The organism is Hydrogenophaga sp. (assembly GCF_019264445.1).
Taxonomy (GTDB): Bacteria; Pseudomonadota; Gammaproteobacteria; order Burkholderiales; family Burkholderiaceae_C; genus Hydrogenophaga.
Map to the genome: position 1 here is coordinate 1 of NZ_JAHVAB010000044.1, position 17135 is coordinate 17135.

At 69.3% G+C, this 17135-nt stretch carries 16 protein-coding genes; 2 read left to right on the forward strand and 14 right to left on the reverse strand.

The features are described from left to right. From KXJ60_RS07655 to kdpA, 4 genes are all read right to left on the reverse strand, one after another. A partial coding sequence (locus KXJ60_RS07655) for a DUF4118 domain-containing protein (protein ID WP_291125973.1) occupies positions 1 to 1491 on the reverse strand: 1491 nt, incomplete at its 3' end. Between the two features lie 15 nt (positions 1492 to 1506). Continuing rightward, the gene (kdpC, locus tag KXJ60_RS07660; RefSeq protein WP_291125975.1) at positions 1507 to 2130 is read right to left on the reverse strand and encodes a potassium-transporting ATPase subunit KdpC; all 624 of its coding nucleotides are present in this window, start codon (positions 2128 to 2130) and stop codon (positions 1507 to 1509) included. Positions 2131 to 2146: 16 nt separating this feature from the next. Then, positions 2147 to 4249 (reverse strand): potassium-transporting ATPase subunit KdpB, encoded by a 2103-nt coding sequence (gene kdpB, locus KXJ60_RS07665; protein WP_291125977.1) that lies wholly within the window; start codon positions 4247 to 4249, stop codon positions 2147 to 2149. Positions 4250 to 4258: 9 nt separating this feature from the next. Beyond that, the gene (gene kdpA, locus KXJ60_RS07670) at positions 4259 to 5980 is read right to left on the reverse strand and encodes a potassium-transporting ATPase subunit KdpA (protein WP_291125979.1); all 1722 of its coding nucleotides are present in this window, start codon (positions 5978 to 5980) and stop codon (positions 4259 to 4261) included. A gap of 292 nt (positions 5981 to 6272) precedes the next feature. Here kdpA and KXJ60_RS07675 point away from each other — a divergent pair, with 292 nt between their 5' ends. Then, positions 6273 to 6677, forward strand: a complete 405-nt coding sequence (locus KXJ60_RS07675; RefSeq protein WP_291125982.1) for a DUF3597 domain-containing protein — start codon at positions 6273 to 6275, stop codon at positions 6675 to 6677. Positions 6678 to 6689: 12 nt separating this feature from the next. Here the strand turns inward: KXJ60_RS07675 and KXJ60_RS07680 are convergent, their stop codons facing one another. From KXJ60_RS07680 to modA, 4 genes are read right to left on the reverse strand one after another with little or no spacing between them, the layout of a single operon-like run. Beyond that, positions 6690 to 6878 carry a hypothetical protein gene (locus KXJ60_RS07680; RefSeq protein WP_291125985.1) on the reverse strand — a complete coding sequence of 63 codons (189 nt, stop codon included), beginning with the start codon at positions 6876 to 6878 and terminating at the stop codon, positions 6690 to 6692. 44 nt (positions 6879 to 6922) lie between these two features. Next, positions 6923 to 8026, reverse strand: a complete 1104-nt coding sequence (modC, locus tag KXJ60_RS07685; protein WP_291125988.1) for a molybdenum ABC transporter ATP-binding protein — start codon at positions 8024 to 8026, stop codon at positions 6923 to 6925. Continuing rightward, on the reverse strand, positions 8023 to 8706 hold the full coding sequence (modB, locus tag KXJ60_RS07690; protein WP_291125991.1) for a molybdate ABC transporter permease subunit: 684 nt from the start codon (positions 8704 to 8706) through the stop codon (positions 8023 to 8025). The genes modC and modB overlap by 4 nt, the downstream gene beginning before the upstream one ends. A 12-nt stretch (positions 8707 to 8718) precedes the next feature. Further along, a complete protein-coding gene (modA, locus tag KXJ60_RS07695) occupies positions 8719 to 9474 on the reverse strand; it encodes a molybdate ABC transporter substrate-binding protein (protein WP_291125993.1) in 756 nt (251 codons plus the stop codon). A gap of 76 nt (positions 9475 to 9550) precedes the next feature. Here modA and KXJ60_RS07700 point away from each other — a divergent pair, with 76 nt between their 5' ends. Further along, positions 9551 to 10324 (forward strand): TOBE domain-containing protein, encoded by a 774-nt coding sequence (locus KXJ60_RS07700; protein ID WP_291125995.1) that lies wholly within the window; start codon positions 9551 to 9553, stop codon positions 10322 to 10324. A gap of 11 nt (positions 10325 to 10335) precedes the next feature. On the opposite strand, the gene KXJ60_RS07705 is transcribed toward KXJ60_RS07700, so the two are convergent. From KXJ60_RS07705 to KXJ60_RS07730, 6 genes are all read right to left on the reverse strand, one after another. Further along, positions 10336 to 12081, reverse strand: coding sequence for a methyl-accepting chemotaxis protein (locus KXJ60_RS07705; protein WP_291125997.1), 1746 nt, complete (start codon positions 12079 to 12081; stop codon positions 10336 to 10338). 239 nt (positions 12082 to 12320) lie between these two features. Continuing rightward, positions 12321 to 13439, reverse strand: a complete 1119-nt coding sequence (locus KXJ60_RS07710) for a helix-turn-helix domain-containing protein (RefSeq protein ID WP_291126000.1) — start codon at positions 13437 to 13439, stop codon at positions 12321 to 12323. A gap of 104 nt (positions 13440 to 13543) precedes the next feature. Beyond that, the gene (locus tag KXJ60_RS07715; protein ID WP_291126002.1) at positions 13544 to 14185 is read right to left on the reverse strand and encodes a nucleotidyltransferase family protein; all 642 of its coding nucleotides are present in this window, start codon (positions 14183 to 14185) and stop codon (positions 13544 to 13546) included. Then, complete coding sequence (locus KXJ60_RS07720; protein ID WP_291126005.1) at positions 14182 to 15258, reverse strand: XdhC family protein; 1077 nt, start codon at positions 15256 to 15258, stop codon at positions 14182 to 14184. Before KXJ60_RS07720 ends, KXJ60_RS07715 begins: the two co-directional genes overlap by 4 nt. Before the next feature lie 2 nt (positions 15259 to 15260). Continuing rightward, positions 15261 to 15842, reverse strand: coding sequence for a carbon monoxide dehydrogenase subunit G (locus KXJ60_RS07725; protein ID WP_291126007.1), 582 nt, complete (start codon positions 15840 to 15842; stop codon positions 15261 to 15263). A gap of 45 nt (positions 15843 to 15887) precedes the next feature. Then, positions 15888 to 17063: a VWA domain-containing protein gene (locus KXJ60_RS07730; RefSeq protein WP_291126009.1), complete on the reverse strand. Its 1176-nt coding sequence runs from the start codon at positions 17061 to 17063 to the stop codon at positions 15888 to 15890. Between the last annotated feature and the right edge of the window lie 72 nt (positions 17064 to 17135).

The window sequence follows — 17135 nt, forward strand, 5'->3', positions numbered from 1 at the left end:
GGTGAGCTGGCCGACCACCAGCGCCACGACCAGCATGACGCCGAAGGTGATGAGGTACTCCACATCGCTCACGGCAAAGTTGAAGCGGGGCGAGACAAAGAAAAAGTCGAACAGCGCCACGCCGAGAAACGCGGCCAGCACCGCCGGCCCGCGCCCCAGCACCAGGGCCACACCCACCACCGTGAGCAGGAACAGCATGACGATGTTGCTGAGCTCGATGACGTTGACCAGCGGCGTGGCCAGCAGGGCCGTGAGGCCGCACGCGGCCACCGCCCAGGCGTAGCCGCTCCAGCGCGTCTCGGCGCCTGGCGACTGCGCGTAGTCGCCATCGGGGGGCGCAGCAGGGGTGAGCGGCTGTCCCACCTGCACCAGGTCCAGGTCGTGGGCGCGCTGGGCAATGCGCTCGGCCAGGCTGCGCGGCCAGGGCCAGCGGCGGGTGCGCCGCCCCAGCACCAGGCGCGAGAGGTTGTGTTCGCGCGCGTGGCGCACGAGCGCTGCGGCGGCGTCGGGGGCGGACAGCGTGGCGGTGGTGGCGCCCAGCGATTCGGCCAGCCGCAGGGCGCGCTGGGCGGCCTCGCCCATGGGGCGGCCCGGCATCTCCACATGCACGGCATGCCAGGGCACATCGAGCTGCGTGGCCATGCGCGCGGTGCTGCGCACCACCTTTTCGGCCGTGGCGCTCGTGCCCACAGCGGCCAGCAGCGCTTCGCGGTTGGGCCACACGGGTTTGTCGGCACCGCCGCGCCGGTAGGCGCGCATCTCGTCGTCCACGCGGTCGGCGGTGCGGCGAAGGGCCAGCTCGCGCAGCGCGAGCAGGTTGCCTTTGCGAAAGAAGTTGGCCGCGGCGCGCTCGGCGCGCTGGTCGTCGCCTTGTGGCAGGTACACCTTGCCCGCCTTCAGGCGTTGCAACAGCTCGTCGGGCGGCAGGTCGACCACGACCACCTCGTCGGCATCGTCAAAGAAACGGTCGGGCACGGTTTCCCACACGCGGATGCCCGTGATGCCGCTGACGATGTCGTTCAGGCTCTCCAGGTGCTGCACGTTCATGGTGGACCACACGTCCACACCGGCGGCCAGCAGCTCTTCGGCGTCCTGCCAGCGCTTGGGGTGGCGCGAGCCCGCCAGGTTGCTGTGGGCCAGCTCGTCGAGCAGCACCAGCGCGTGCCCGTGCTGCTGGCCAAAGGCGAGTGCCGCATCGAGATCGAAGGCCTGCAGCTGGTGGCCCTTGTAGGGCACCGCCTTCAGGGGCAGGCGGGGCAGGCCGCGCGCGAGCGCCTCGGTGTCAGGTCGGCCGTGGGTTTCCACCACCCCGATGGTGACCGGCGTGCCCTGAGCCAGGGCCGCATGGGCCGCCGAGAGCATGGCGTAGGTCTTGCCCACGCCGGCCGAGGCGCCAAAGAAGATCTTCAGGCTGCCACGGCGCGCCTGGGCGGCCTCCTGCTGCAGCTGCGCGAGCAGGGCGTCGGGGTCGGGGCGTTCGGGTTCTGACATGCGGCGCCTGCATTGTCACCCGCCCTGCGCGGGCGTGGGTGGCGTGGCGTCGAGCGCGAGGTTGAGCGCCAGCACGTTCACACGCGGCTCGCCCAGAAAGCCCAGCCACACGCCTTCGCTGTGCTGTGCCACCAGCGCGCTCACGGCGTCTGCCGGCAGGCCGCGCGCGCGGGCCACGCGGGCCACCTGGTATTGCGCGGCGGCCAGGCTGATGTGCGGGTCCAGGCCGCTGGCGGACGCCGTGACGAGGTCCACCGGCACCGGCGCCGTGTTGCCGGGGTCTGCTGCGCGCAGCGCCGCGATGCGCGCCTGCACCGCCTCGGCCAGCGCCGGGCTGGTGGGCCCGAGGTTGGAGCCGCCCGATGCCGCTGCGTTGTAGGGCGTCGGGCTGGTGGCCGACGGGCGGCCCCAGAAGTGGCCGGGCTGTGTGAACGCCTGCCCGATCAGCGCAGAGCCAACGACCTGGCCGTTGCGTTCGATCAAGCTGCCGTTGGCCTGCCGGGGAAACGCCACCTGGGCCGCGCCCGTGACGAGCCACGGATAGAGCAGGCCCGTGACGACACTGAGCAGCACAAACAGCACGAGGGCCGGGCGCAGCACCGGGAAGGTGCCCGACGGGGAAGAGGGGGTCTTGTTCATGGGAACTCCTTGAAGGTCAGGCCAGGCCAGCGGCCGAGATCAGCACGTCGATCAACTTGATGCCGATGAAAGGCGCCACGATGCCGCCCAGGCCGTAGAGGGCCAGGTTGCGGCGCAGCAGCACGGCGGCACCCACCGCGCGGTAGCGCACGCCCTTGAGCGCCAGCGGAATGAGGAAGACGATGATCAGCGCGTTGAAGATCACCGCCGAGAGGATGGCGGAGTCGGGGCTGGCCAGCCGCATCACGTTGAGCGCGCCGAGCTGCGGGTAGGTGCTCACAAAGGCCGCGGGCAGCACCGCGAAGTACTTCGCGATGTCGTTGGCAATGCTGAAGGTGGTGAGCGCGCCGCGCGTCATCAGCATCTGCTTGCCGGTCTCCACGATCTCGATCAGCTTGGTCGGGTTGCTGTCGAGGTCGACCATGTTGCCGGCCTCCTTGGCCGCCTGTGTGCCGGTGTTCATGGCCACGGCCACGTCGGCCTGTGCGAGCGCGGGGGCGTCGTTGGTGCCGTCACCGGTCATGGCCACCAGCTGGCCGCGCGCCTGGTGGTCGCGGATGAGCTGCAGCTTGGCCTCGGGCGTGGCTTCGGCCAGGAAGTCGTCCACGCCAGCCTCAGCCGCAATGGCGGCGGCCGTCAGGCGGTTGTCGCCGGTCACCATCACGGTCTTGATGCCCATGCGGCGCAGCTCGGCAAAGCGTTCCTTCATGCCGCCCTTGACCACGTCCTTGAGCTCCACCACGCCGAGCACGCGGTCGCGGTCGCTCACCACCAGCGGTGTGCTGCCGCGGCGGGAGACCTCTTCCACGCTCGCCTGCACGGCGGCGGGAAATGTACCGCCGAGCGCGTCGACATGGCGGCGGATGGCATCGGCCGCGCCCTTGCGCAGCGTGCGGCCCTGTGGCAGGTCGACACCGCTCATGCGCGTCTGCGCCGTGAAGTGCACGAACTGCACGCCGCCGGGCGCACCGTCCGCCGCACCCGCCGCTGTGCCCAGCGCGGCCAGGTCGCGCTCGCGCAGCTGGAACTTCTGCTTGGCCAGCACCACGATGCTGCGGCCCTCGGGCGTTTCGTCGGCCAGCGAGGCGAGCTGCGCGGCATCGGCCAGCTCGGCCGCCTTCACGCCGGGCGCGGGCAGAAACGCACTGGCCTGGCGGTTGCCCAGCGTGATGGTGCCGGTCTTGTCGAGCAGCAACACGTCCACGTCGCCCGCGGCCTCCACCGCGCGGCCTGATGTGGCGATCACGTTGGCCTGCATGAGCCGGCTCATGCCGGCCACGCCAATGGCGCTGAGCAGGCCGGCAATGGTGGTGGGAATAAGGCACACCAGCAGGGCCACCAGCACCACCAGGCTCACCGGCTCGCCCGCGCCGCTGGCCTGCACGCTGAACACCGAGAACGGCAGCAAGGTGACCACCACCCCGAGGAACACGATGGTGAGCGCCACCAGCAGGATGGTGAGCGCGATCTCGTTGGGCGTGCGCTGGCGCCGGGCGTTTTCCACCATGGCGATCATGCGGTCCACGAAGGTTTCGCCCGGGTTCACCACGACGCGCACCACGACCCAGTCGGAAAGCACGCGCGTGCCACCCGTGACGGCGCTGAAGTCACCGCCCGACTCGCGGATGACCGGGGCCGACTCACCGGTGATGGCGCTCTCGTCCACCGAGGCCACGCCGTCGATCACCTCGCCGTCGGCGGGCACGGTGTCGCCGGCCTCGACCAGCACCACATCGCCCTTGCGCAGCGCATCGGCCTCCAGCGGCAACCACTTCATGGCCGTGCGCGGCACCGCGCGTTCGTAGGTGCCATCGAGCTTCTTGGCCCAGGTCTGGCGCTTGAGGCCGCGCAGCGAAGCGGCCTGCGCCTTGCTGCGGCCTTCGGCCAGGGCCTCGGCGAAGTTGGCAAACAGCACGGTGAACCACAGCCACAGGGCCACGGCAACGGTGAAGGCATCGGGCCGCTGCCAGGCGAGCACGGTGGTGAAGGCGCTGCCCAGGTAGACGACACACATCACCGGGTTGCGCCATTGCATGCGCGGGTCGAGCTTGCGCAGCGTGTCGACCAGGGCAGGGCGCACCAGCGCCGGGTCAAAGAGGTTCAGGGTTGTGCGGGTCATGGTGGTCTTTCAGCGTGCCCACAGCATCAGGTGCTCGGCCACCGGGCCCAGCGCCAGCGCAGGCACATAGTTCAACAGGCCCACGAGCAGCACCGTGCCGATCAGCAGGGCGACGAACAGGGGGCCGTGGGTGGGCAGGGTGCCGTCGGTGGGCGCGGCGCGCTGCTTGGCCGCCAGCGAGCCGGCCATGGCCAGCACCGGCACGATCACGCCAAAGCGCCCGAACACCATGGCCAGGCCCAGCAGCACGTTGTAGAAAGGCGTGTTGGCCGACAGCCCGGCGAAGGCGCTGCCGTTGTTGTTGGCGGCCGAGGTGAGCGCGTACAGCACCTCGCTGAAGCCGTGCGCGCCGGGGTCCTGAATGCCCAGGCGGCCCGCCTCGGCCATCACCGCCACGGCCGTGCCCGAGAGCACCAGCAGCGGCGTGACGAGGATGGCGATGGCCACCATCTTCATTTCGTGCGCCTCGATCTTCTTGCCCAGGTAGGCCGGTGTGCGACCGATCATCAGGCCCGCAATGAACACGGCCATCATGGCGAACACCAGCATGCCGTAGAGGCCGGTGCCCACGCCGCCAAACACCACCTCCCCGAGCTGCATCAGAACGAGGGGCACCATGCCGCCCAGCGGGGTGAAGCTGTCGTGCATGGCGTTCACCGCACCGCAGCTGGCGGCGGTGGTGATCACGGCAAACAGGCTCGACGCGTCGATGCCGAAGCGCACTTCCTTGCCTTCCATGTTGCCGCCGGCCTGCAGCGCGCTGACCGTCTGGTCGGCACCGAGGGCGGCCAGTGCCGGGTTGCCCTGTTGCTCGAAGGTGGTGGCCGCCACCACGGCGGCGACAAACAGCACCCCCATGGCCGCGAGCACGGCCCAGCCCTGGCGTCGGTCGCCCACCATGCGGCCAAACACGTGGCACAGCGCGGCGGGAATGAGGAAGATCGCCAGCATCTGCACGAAGTTGGCCAGCGCGGTGGGGTTCTCGAAGGGGTGCGCGGAATTGGCGTTGAAAAAGCCGCCGCCGTTGGTGCCCAGCATCTTGATGGCCAGCTGCGAGGCCACCGGCCCCATGGCCAGGGTTTGCGTGGCCACGCCATCTGCGGCAGCTTCCAGCGTGTGCACGGTGGCGTAGGGCGCGACGTTCTGGATCACGCCCTGACCTGCGAAGAAGAGCGCGAGCACCAGCGACAGGGGCAGCAGCACCCACAGCGTCACACGGGTGAGGTCGACCCACACGTTGCCGATCGACTGCGCCGAATGCCGCGAGAAGCCGCGCACCAGCGCGATCACCACCACGATGCCGGTGGCGGCCGACAGAAAGTTCTGCACCGTGAGCCCCAGCATCTGCACCAGGTAGCCCATGGTGGATTCGCCGCCATAGCCCTGCCAGTTGGTGTTGGTCATGAAGCTGATGGCGGTGTTGAAGGCCGAGTCGGGCGTGACCGCTGCGAAGCCCTGGGGGTTCAGCGGCAGTGCGTGCTGCAGCCGCTGCAGCGCATACACCGCCAGCACGCCCAGGGCGTTGAACACCAGCAAGCCCAGCAGGTAGCGCAGCCAGCCGGACTCCTGCGCAGGGTCCACGCCCGCCAGGCGCCACAGCGGTGCCTCCAGCCGCTGCCCGAGGCCGAATCGGCCGGCCATCACCGCCTCGATGGCGCGCGCCAGTGGCCACGCGAGCGCCAGCAGCAGCGCCAGAAACGCCGCCAGCTGCAGCCAGGCGCCGCCGCTCACGAGCGCCTCCCGACGGTGGGTTGCAGGCGCTGGCACCAGCAGGCCAGGCCCCAGATGGCCAGGCCGCACGCAGCGGCCAGACCGAGGTAGATGAAGTCCATGGGGTTCTCCGTTCAAGACAGTGAACCGATGCTAGGAACGGCGGTGTCAAGACGTGCGCAAGACCCGGGGGGCGGGCATCAAGAAAGCATCAAGGCGGCCGGGCGGCCCGTCATGTTTATGGCCTATGCTTGTGCGGCGCGGCCCACTGCACACGCCGGTGGGCCTTCTTCAACGAAACCAGGAGAGAACCATGGGATTTTTCAGCAACATCCTCGAAAAGCTCGGCATGTCATCGGCCGCAGCCGCACCGGTGATCACCCCGCCCGCCGTGCCCACCGCCGCTGCCCCAGCAGCGCCTGCGCCAGCTGCCGCGCCTGCCGTGGCCTCCATCACCATGGTGGACGTGATGGCCCTCATGGAGAAGAAAGCCGCGGCCAACCCGCAGAAGCTCAACTGGAAAACGTCCATCGTCGACCTGCTCAAGCTGCTCGAGCTCGACAGCAGCCTGGCCGCACGCAAGGAACTCGCCAAGGAGCTCTACTGCCCCGACGAGCTGATGGCCGACTCGGCCCAGATGAACATGTGGCTGCACAAGAACGTGCTGGCCCACATTGCGGCCAACGGGGGCAACGTGCCCAAGGAACTGTTCAGCTGAATCGGTGTTGACTCAACCGGCCAGGTTCCTGAACAGGTACCTGGCCAGCGCGGCCCAGAAGTCGCCGCCGGCGTGCTGTTGCCACAGCAGCGAGATGTCGGCAAAGGCCTTGTGAAAGACCATCGACAGCAGCCCCACCAGACCGAGGATGCCCACCACCTGCAGGGCGGTCTTGAAGCGGGCGTCGGGGTCTTGGGGCATGGGGGGGATTGTGGGGGCGCTTACCGCAAAGTCGGGCATGGTGTTTACCGCACCATGGCCACGCCCTTGATCTGCGCGAACACCGGCACGCCCGGCGCCAGCGCCAGCCGGCGCGCCGAGAGCTGGCTGATGCGCGAGAGCAGGCGCACGCGCTGCTCGCCGTCTCCCAGCTGCAGCCCCACCAGCACCTGACCGGGTGTGTCGTCTGCGATGTCGACCACGGTGGCCGGCAGGATGTTGAGCACGCTCGTTTGCTCCGGCATCTGCAGCGACAGGCTCACATCGCGCGCCTGAATGCGGATGCGCACCGGCGCTTGTGCAGGCAGGGGTTGTGTGCGCGCCTGCGGCAGCAGCAGGCGCCCACCGTTGAACTCCAGCACGCTCAGGCTGTCGGCGGGTGAGAAGCCGACAGCCCGCGCGTCGATCAGCGACGCGGCGGCGTCTCCATGGGCCAGTGGCAGGTCCAGCCGCGTCATGAGCTCCACCACCGGGCCTTGGGCTTGCACGCGGCCAGTGTTCAGCAGCACCAGGTGCTCGCCCAGGCGCGCCATCTCGTCGGGCGAGTGCGTCACATAGACCACGGGGATGTCCAGCCGTTCGTGCAGCTGTTCGAGCCAGGGCAGGATCTCGGCCTTGCGCGTGGTGTCGAGCGAAGCGAGCGGCTCGTCCATGAGCAGCACGCGCGGGCTGGTGGCCAGCGCTCGCGCAATGGCCACGCGCTGGCGTTCGCCGCCCGAGAGCTCGTGGGGCATGCGCTGCAGCAGGTGCTCGATGCCCAGCAACGCCAGCCCGTGGTCCCAGCCGTGGCGGCGTTCGGCGGGCGGTGTGCGCTGGAAGCCGAACATCAGGTTGCCCTTCACGCTCAGGTGATCGAACAGGCTGGCCTCCTGGAACACGTAGCCCAGCGCCCGGCGGTGCACCGGGCGCATCACGCGCTGCGCGCTGTCTTGCCACACCTCGTCGCCCACGCGCACCACACCGCTGGCCTGGGGCTCCAGCCCGGCGAGCACCCGCAGGCAGGTGGTCTTGCCCGAGCCCGACGGGCCAAACAACACGCTCACGCCGCGCGCAGGCAGGTGCAGGTCCACGTCGAGCAGGAAGCCTGGGCGCTGCAGGCGCGCGCTGAGTTGAATGCCCGTGTGTGTCATGCGGCGCTGGCGCGTTGGCGGCGGTTGTAGAGCTGCAGCGTGAGCAGCACGACGAAGGAGAAGCCCAGCATGACCGCTGCCAGGCGGTGGGCATCGGCGTATTCGAGCGCCTCCACATGGTCGTAAATCTGTACCGAGATCACACGCGTGACGCCCGGGATGTTGCCGCCCACCATGAGCACCACGCCAAACTCGCCCACGGTGTGCGCAAAGCTCATGATCACGCCCGTGACCAGACCCGGCTTGCACAACGGCAGCACCACCCGAAGAAAGGTGTCCAGCGGCGAGGCGCGCAGGCTGGCTGCGGCTTCCAGCGGGCGCGAGCCCAGGGCCTGCATCGCGTTCTGCACCGGCTGCACCATGAACGGCAGCGAATAGAACACCGAGGCGATCACCAGCCCGGGAAAGCTGAAGGTGAGCACGCCCAGGCCCAGCGCCTCGGTCCATTGGCCCACCGGGCCGTTGGGCCCCATGAGCACGAGCAGATAGAAGCCGAGCACCGATGGCGGCAGCACCAGCGGCATGGACACCAGCGCACCCACGGGGCGCGTCCAGGGCGAGGGGCTGCGCGCCAGCCACCAGGCCAGCGGCACACCCACCACCAGCAGGATCAGCGTGGTGAGCGTGGCGACTTGCAGCGTGAGGCCAATGGCCTGCAGGTCCGACGGGGTGAGCGGCATCGGCGCAGTGTGTCAGATGTCGTAGCCGTAGGAGCGGATCAGATCCTTGATGTTCGGGCTCTGCAGCAGCTTCATGAGCGCCAGGGCCGCTTCGTTGCGGGCGGCGCGTTTGAGGAGCACGGCGTCTTGCTGGATCGGGGCGTACAGGTTCTGCGGCACCACCCACATCGAGCCGCCTTTGAGCCTGCCGCCTTCGAGCACTTGCGACATCGCCACGAAGGCGATCTCGGCGTTGCCGGTGTAGGCAAAGTTGTAGGTCTGGCCAATGCTTTCGCCCTGCACCAGCTTGGGCGTGAGCGCAGCGCTGAGCCCCAGCTTGTCCATCACCTCCACCGAGGCGGCGCCGTAGGGCGCGGTCTTGGGGTTGGCTATGGCGAGCTTGCGAAAGCCATCGGTCTTGAGCACCGCGCCCTGGGCGTCCACCCTGGTCGTGTCAGCCGACCACAGCACCAGCTTGCCGGTGGCATAGGTGAAGCGGCTGCCGGGTTGCGCCAGGCCGTCGGTTTCCAGCTGGGCCGGGGTGCGGGTGTCGGCCGAGAGCAGCACGTCAAACGGTGCGCCGTTCTTGATCTGCGCGTACAGCCGTCCCGTGGCACCCACCGTGATCTGCAGCGTGTGGCCGGTGGTCTTCTCCAGCACCGCCGCCACCGCCTTGATGGGTTCGGCAAAGTTGGCGGCCACGGCCACCTGGGCCTCAGCCGCGTGCAGCGTGCCGGCCACGGCGGCCAGGGCCAGCAAGGGCCAACGCATCAGAGAACGTGCGAACATCGGGGCGCTCCTTTTCATGTGGTTTCGCTATTCCTGTTTGGAATAGCGGTGAGTATAGACGGCGCACCTTCACACCATGGCTACGCGACAACATCCCCCTTCACAAGCCACCGGTCTGCCCCGGGCCCTGGCCGACGCCAGCGCCGACAAGCGCCTGGACGTGCTGCGCCACGTGGCCGCCGGCTGTTCGATTTCGCAGGCGGCGCGGCAGGTCGGCATCAGCTACAAGGCCGCGTGGCAGGCCCTCGATACCTTGAGCAACCTCAGCGGTGAGCCACTGGTGGAGCGCATCGTGGGTGGCGTGGGCGGCGGTGGCGCGCGCATCACCGCCGAAGGGTTGCGGCTGCTCGCGCTCGCGGCCGAACTGGCGCGCGCCCGCCAGCAGGTGCTGGCGCGCTTTGCGGGAGGCGCCATCGGCGACGGTGGCCTGGGCCTCCGCACCAGCATGCGCAACCAGTTGCGCTGCCGGGTGCTGCGCTGCGCACCGCTGGCGCCGGGCGATCCGATGGTGGCGGTGACGCTGGCCACGCCGGGCGGTGTGGAGCTGGTGTCCAGCATCACGCAGGAGAGTGCAGACCTGCTGGGTCTGGCACCGGGCCTCGCCGTGCTGGTGTTGTGCAAGGCCACGGCGGTGACGGTGGCGCTCGCAGGTTCTGGCGCTCCTGCGGGCCGTCTGTGGGGACGCATCGAGCGCCTGTCACCCGGTGCCGGGCAGGACGAGGTGGTGCTGGCGCTGGACGGTGGCGGCCACTGGGTGGGCTTTGCGCCGCACCCGTTTCACGGCGCGGTGGGAGACGCCGCCGTGGCGTCGGTGCTGCCGGCGGCGCTCGTGATCGGGCTGGCGGGCTGAGCGCCGCTTGCTCAGAAAGATTCCCAGTCGCCCGCTGCCTCGGCGCTGGCGCTGGCGTTGGCGGGTTCGCGGCGCGCGGCGGGCTGCGGCGTCGCGGGCAGGGCGGGGCGGCTCGCAGGCTTCTTCATCACCGGGGGCGGCAACGACTTTTTCGGCGTGACCACCGGTGTGTGTGCGCGCACCACCGGCGTCACGGCGCTGAAGCCCATCGGGTTGCCAGAGAGACGGAACACGGCCACCGCCTGTACGAGGTCGGTGGCCTGACCGCGCAGGCTGCTCGCGGCGGCGGCCATTTCTTCCACCAGCGCGGCGTTCTGCTGCGTGGCCTGGTCCATCTGGGTGACGGCTTCGCCGATCTGCGCCACGCCGTCGCTCTGCTCTTTGCTGGCCGAGCTGATCTCGCCCATGATGTCGGTGACGCGACGCACGCTGTCCACCACCTCGTTCATGGTGGCGCCGGCCTTGTCAACCAGCGCGGTGCCGCTTTCCACGCGCTCCACGCTGTCGTTGATGAGTTGCTTGATTTCCTTGGCCGCGGCGGCGCTGCGCTGCGCGAGGTTGCGCACCTCACCGGCCACCACAGCAAAGCCACGGCCCTGCTCGCCCGCGCGCGCGGCTTCCACGGCGGCATTGAGCGCGAGGATGTTGGTCTGGAAGGCGATGCCGTCGATCACGCTGATGATGTCGGCGATCTTCTTCGAGCTGTCGTTGATGTCCTTCATGGTGTCGACCACCTGGCTCACCACCTGGCCGCCTTCCATGGCCACGCGCGACGCGCTTTGCGCCAGCTGGTTGGCCTGAATGGCGTTGTCGGCGTTCTGGCGCACGGTGGAGCTCAGCTCTTCCATGGAGGCGGCGGTTTCTTCAAGCGCGCTGGCCTGTTGTTCGGTGCGCGAGCTCAGGTCCTGGTTGCCCTGCGCAATCTGTTCGCTCGCGGTTGACACCGATTCCGATCCATTGCGCACGCGGCCCACCACCTGCACCAGACCGGTCTGCATGTCGGCCAGGGCCTGCATCAGCACGCCGGTTTCGTCCTTCGACTTCACCTCCACCACCCGCGTGAGGTCGCCCGCGGCCACGGCGCGGGCCAGGTCGACGGCGCTGTTGATCGGGCCGGTGATGCTGCGAATGATCCAGGTGGCCACCACGGCGGCGATGGCAGCGGCCAGCAGCACGACCGCGACGATGGTGAAGATCAGGTTTTGCACCGTGTCCTGGGCCGCCTGGCTGGCGGCCTGTGCGCCTTCGGTCTGGAAGACCACAGCGTCGTCGATCACCTTGAAATAGGCCAGCTGCGCCGGCCGCACGGTGTCGAAGAGGTAGGCAATGGCGGGCTCACGCTCGCCCGCGGCGATCATGGCCATGAACTTGTCCACCGATTCGCGGAACGGCTTGCGCAGTTCGGCCAGCTTTTCCTGGAGCTCACGGCCTTTGGGCGAAACGAGCAGCGGGGTGAGCTTGGTGTTCAGCTCGTTGACCTTGCTGCGCGACGCGGCCACCGCCTGCTTTTCTTCCGCGATCTTCGCGGGGTCGGTGAACAGGGCGATGTTGCGGATCGCGCGGGCCTGGAAGTTGGCTTCGTCGCGGATCATCTCCATGTCGGCAATGATCGTCATGCGCCGGCTGGTGATGTCGACGAGGTCCTTTTCGACCGCCACCGTGCGCAGCACGCTGATGCCGCCGATGGCCAGCAGCATCGCCACCAGCAGTGTGAAGGCGCCCACCAGGCGTGTGGAAATCTTGAGGTTTTTGAACATGAGATTCCTGTAGAGGGCTATGAAGGAGGTCGCGCGTGCGAAGAATGCCGCGTGCGGCTGGACCTTGTGAGTCACTTCCTGAGGAAGCAGAGCGTGTGATCCTGCCGACCCCACGGTAAAAATGTACGGAGTTCGGCCGGGTGTGAAGGCCGAATAAGCGCTGGATTGCGCCTGCTTCTGGGGGATTTGGCCAGTGCGCGGGCCCGGGCGCCGGCGGAGGCGGCGGGTGGCCGCCGCTGTCAGTTGCGATCGCGGTGCGCGCCGAGCTTGCGGTACACGGTCGCGCGGCTGATACCGAGCGCGCGGGCGGCTTCTTTCACGTTGCCGCGCGCATCGTCCACCGCCTTGCGGATCATGGCGGTCTCCACGTCTTTCAGGGGCAGGCCGTGGCTGGCGCTGTGCACCGGGCCGCGCTCGCCGCCCTGGTTGAGCTGCGCCAGCACACTGAGCCGCAGGCCCGACCACAGCGGCACCTCCAGCGGGCCGCGCTGCAGGCGCGCGGCATCGAAGAGGCTTTCCACCGGCACCGCAAACACCTCGCCGCAGTGCCCCGGCGCCATGCCGGCCACGATGCCGAGCATGTCGGCGGCGGGGCGGTTCAGGGCGGTGATCTGCCCGTCGGCGTCCACGCACACGAGGCCGTCGCTGGCGTCGCCCGGCACGCGGCCGGGCCAGCTCAGGCACAGCAGCAGGCGGTGAGGCTGGCCCAGGGTGAGCGCGTTCTCGATGCTGCGCGCCGATTGCGTGACCAGGTGCTTGAGCGCGGGTTGTTCGATGACATTCACCCCCGTGAGGTCGAGCATGCCCACGCACTGTCCGTGCGGCCCCCAGATGGGCGCGCCGGCGCAGCTGTAGATGCTGGTGTCGTCAAAGAAATGTTCGCCCCGGTGCAGCCACACGGGCTGCAGGTCGGTCAGGGTGGTGCCGATGGCGGTGGTGCCCACGGCGCGTTCGGAGAGGTCGACCCCGATGCGCGCGATGCTGGCCGCGTGCGGGTCGTGCCGGTCGACCGGGCCATTGACGTCGATCACCAGGCCGCGCGCGTCGGTGAGGATGGCGAAGTAGCGGGTGTGCGCCATGGCGCGCGAGAGCGACTGGATCACCGGCGCAGCCGCCCGCAGCAGGGGCTGGTTGGCCTCCAGGGCGTGGTGCGCGGCGCTGGACGAGACGGCGTCAAACGCGATGTGCTGGCGGGGCTCCAGGCCCAGGTCCAGGCAGCGCCGCCAGGAGCGCTCGACCCAGGGCGCGAGCATGGGCTGGCCGGTGGGCGCACGAGATTCGAGCACCGCCTGGCGCGCCTGCTCGATCAGCGCAAGCCGCTGCTGCTGGGGAACCGTGGGATGGGACTGTGGGGTCACGATCGTCAGGGGGTGGGCTGGGCAGGAACCGGACGGGGCGTCGGCGGGCCCGGCTGCCATTAAAGCAGCGTTTGCGTGGCGGCGCACCCCCTGGCGGGGCGGGGTTAACCCGGCCAGCGCCAGCTCCAGCGGGTCTCGCGCACCAGCGCGTCGAGGTCGGCTGGCGTGTCGAGGTCGCGCGTGTAGTGCGGGTTGTCCGTCGTCCACAAGCGCACCGCCTCGGGGTGTGCCGCGCGCCACTGGCGCAGGCTCGGCTGCAGGGGCGTGCCGATGAGCGCGGCGTGCACCTGCGCATCAAAAATCACGGGGTGGCCGGGTTGGCCGTGCACCATGGGCACCTGCACACGAATGCCTTGGCCCCGCGCCTTGAAGGCGTCCAGTGCGGTCTGCACGTCGGGGCCGTCGATGAGCGGCTGGTCGGCCAGCAGCACCACCACCTGCTGCACGTCTTTGGACAGGGCGCGCAGCCCGGCGCGCAGCGAGGACGCGGTGTCGTCGTCCGGGCGGGGGTTGATCACGCATAAGGGTGCAATCGCGCTGGGCAGCTGCGACACGTGGGCCTGGATGTCTTCGGCGTGGTGGCCCAGCACCAGCACGAGGTCGTGCCGGGCCTTGCCGCGCAGGGGCTGCAGGTGGGATAGCAGCCGCTGCAGCAGGCTCTGGCCTTCGAGCTCCAGCAGGCACTTGGCCACGCCACCCATGCGCCGGCCCGCGCCTGCTGCAAGGATGACGAAGCCGGTTTTCATGGTGCGACGAAACAGACAGGCGCCGACGGCTCGGCAGCCGACAGCGTGTTCTTGGCGGTCGCCACTTCCATGTCGCGCGGCAGCGGCACACCGTTCTTCACGGCCAGCACCTCGGCCATCACGCTCACGGCGATCTCGGCGGGCGTCTTGCTGCCGATGTAGATGCCGATGGGCCCGCGCAGCCGCGCCAGGCTCTCGGGCGTCTGCCCGAAGTGCTCGATCATGCGGGCGTGGCGCGCCTCGTTGTTGCGGCGCGAGCCGATGGCGCCGACGTAGAACGCGTCGGTGTCCAGCGCTTCCAGCAGGGCCAGGTCGTCGAGCTTGGGGTCGTGGGTGAGCGCGATCACGCAGCTGCGCCGGTCCACCCGGAAGTCGCGCACCACGTCGTCGGGCATCTCGGTGACGAGGGTCACGCCGGGCACGGCCCAGGCGCTGCGGTATTCCTCGCGCGGGTCGCACACCGTGACGGCGAAACCGTTGAACAGCGCCATGGTGGCCAGGTACTCGGTGAGCTGGCCGGCGCCGATCAGCAGCATGCGGTATTCGGGGCCGAAGGTGTTGCTGAGCCACTGCCCGTCGTCGGCCAGGGCGGTGGGGGCGGCGGCGGCGCGCAGCTCCACCCGGCCAGTGGCCAGCTCGGTGCGGCGCTCCACCAGGTGGCCGCTGGAAAGCGTGCCCACCAGCTCGGCCAGCGAGGTGGCGTCGGGGTTGAATTCGAGCACCAGTTCCAGCGTGCCGCCGCAGGGCAGGCCGAAGCGGTGCGCTTCGTCGGCGCTCACGCCGTACTTCACGCGCTCGGGTGGGCCGGTGGGGATTTCGTGCGTGATGCCCGCCGGGGCACTGCTGCCTTGCACCGCGCCGTGGGCGCGGCTGTAGCGGTAGATGAGGTCGTCTTCGATGCAGCCACCCGACACCGAGCCGACCACGGCACCGTTTTCGCACAGCGCCATGACCGAGCCCACCGGGCGGGGCGACGAGCCCCAGGTGCGCACCACGGTGGCGAGCAACGCACGCCGGCCTTGCGCGCGCCAGCCTTGCAGCGTGCGCAGGACGGTCACATCCAGGTTTTCCACGTTTATCCCTTCGAGCCCAGGTACATCGCCACCGCCACCACGGCGGCAATGGCGGCCCACGCCCAGGTGGGCATGCCGCCACCGGCCTTGGGCATGGGCTGGTGTGCGGCCGAGTCTGTCACAACGGGTGCCGCGTTCGGGAAGCGCTGTTGCAGCGCTTCGTCGAAGCGGCGGAAGAAGTCTTCGGCGAGCGACTTGGCCGCGCCGTCGATCAGGCGCTGGCCGAGCTGCGCGATCTTGCCGCCCACGGTGGAGTGCACCGTGTAGCTGAGCTCGCAGCCGGTGCCGGCCGGCGTGAGCTTCACGGCCGCCTCGCCCTTGCCAAAGCCGGCCACGCCGCCCTGGGCATCAAAGCCGAGCTTGTAGGACTCGGGCGGCACGATGTCGGAGAGGGTGACGCGGCCGTTGAAGCGCGCGGCCACCGGGCCGATCTTGATGGCGGTGGTCACCGCGTAGACGTTGGGCTCGGTGAGCTCGAATTTTTCACAGCCCGGGATGCAGGACTTGAGCATCTCCGGGTCGTTGAGGGCCTCCCAGGCCTGTTGTTGTGTCACGGCCAGCGGCCGGCTTCCTTGCATGTCCACGTGGGTTCTCCTGTCGGGTCGAAATGGTGAATGAAATCGGGAAGATCAGCCGCGTTGCAGCAGCGATGCCATGGAGCGCGCGAGGTCTTCCAGGCGGCTGAGGTTGTGCACGGCGAGCATGCCGTGGGCGTGGCGGTGCAGGACGCTGGCGCCGGTGGCGAGCGGGGCGTAGCCATCAAAGCGCAGCAGCGGATTGAGCCAGAGCAGCTTGCGGCTGTGGCGGCCCAGCCAGGCGAGTTCGGCGTCCAGCTCTTCGGGGGTGCCGGTGTCCAGGCCGTCGGTGATGAGCAGCACCACGGTGCGCCGGCCCACGAGGCAGCGGCGGTGCTGGGTGCGCAGCTGCGCCAGCGAGGCGCCCAGGCGCGTACCGCCCGCGAAGTCGGCGATGGCGCCGTTGGCCAGCTCCAGCATGGTGTCGGTGTCGCGGTGGCGGAAGGCAATGCGCAGGTCGGTGAGCTCGGTGCCAAACGCAAAGGCCGTGCGGGGCGTGCCTTGCGTGGCCTGGTGCAGAAAGGCCAGCAGAAGGCGCGCGTAGCGCTCCATGGAGCCCGAAATGTCGACCAGGATCAGCAGCGGCAGGGGCTGCGGCCGGCGGGTCATCATGGGGATCTGCAGCAGCTCGCCTTCATGCCGGCGCGCCTGCTGCAGGGCGCGTGACCAGTTGGGCCGGTGCCCGCGCGTGCCGGCGCGTTCACGGCGCGAGCGCACGGGCGGCAAGGGCAGGGGAATCTCGCGCACCAGCTGCTCCACCAGACGGAACTCGCTGGCCGAGAGGCCGGCAAAGTCGGCGTGGCGCAGGCGCTGCTGGTCGCTGGCCGTCATGGCCGCGTCAAATTTCAGTTCGGTTTCGCCCTGGTTGGGCGTACGCGCCTTCAGGCCCGCCACGCTCAGCGCTTCCTGCACGCGCGCCTTGCGACGCACCGGGTGCGCCTTGGCGGCTTTGGGGAGCATTTGCGAGAGCAGTTGCTGCGCGAGTTCGGGGTTGCGAAAGAACGCGTCGAACATCTCGCCAAACACACCGATGTCCTGCTGGCGGCTGACCATGACCGCTTCGAGCGCGGCGCGCAGGTCTTCGCGCTGTTCCAAGCCCACGGCCTGCGCGGCGGTGATGGCGAGCACCACGCGGCTGCTGTCCACCGGCACGCCGGCGCGGCGCAGCGCGCGGCCAAAGGCGGTGATGTGGTCAGGCAATTTGCCGCTGCGCGCGTCGCCAAGGATCATGGGATGACCAAAGATTCCGTTCGCCCTGAGCTTGTCGAAGGGTTCTGGAAGTGGGGTTTCGGAGGGGCTTCG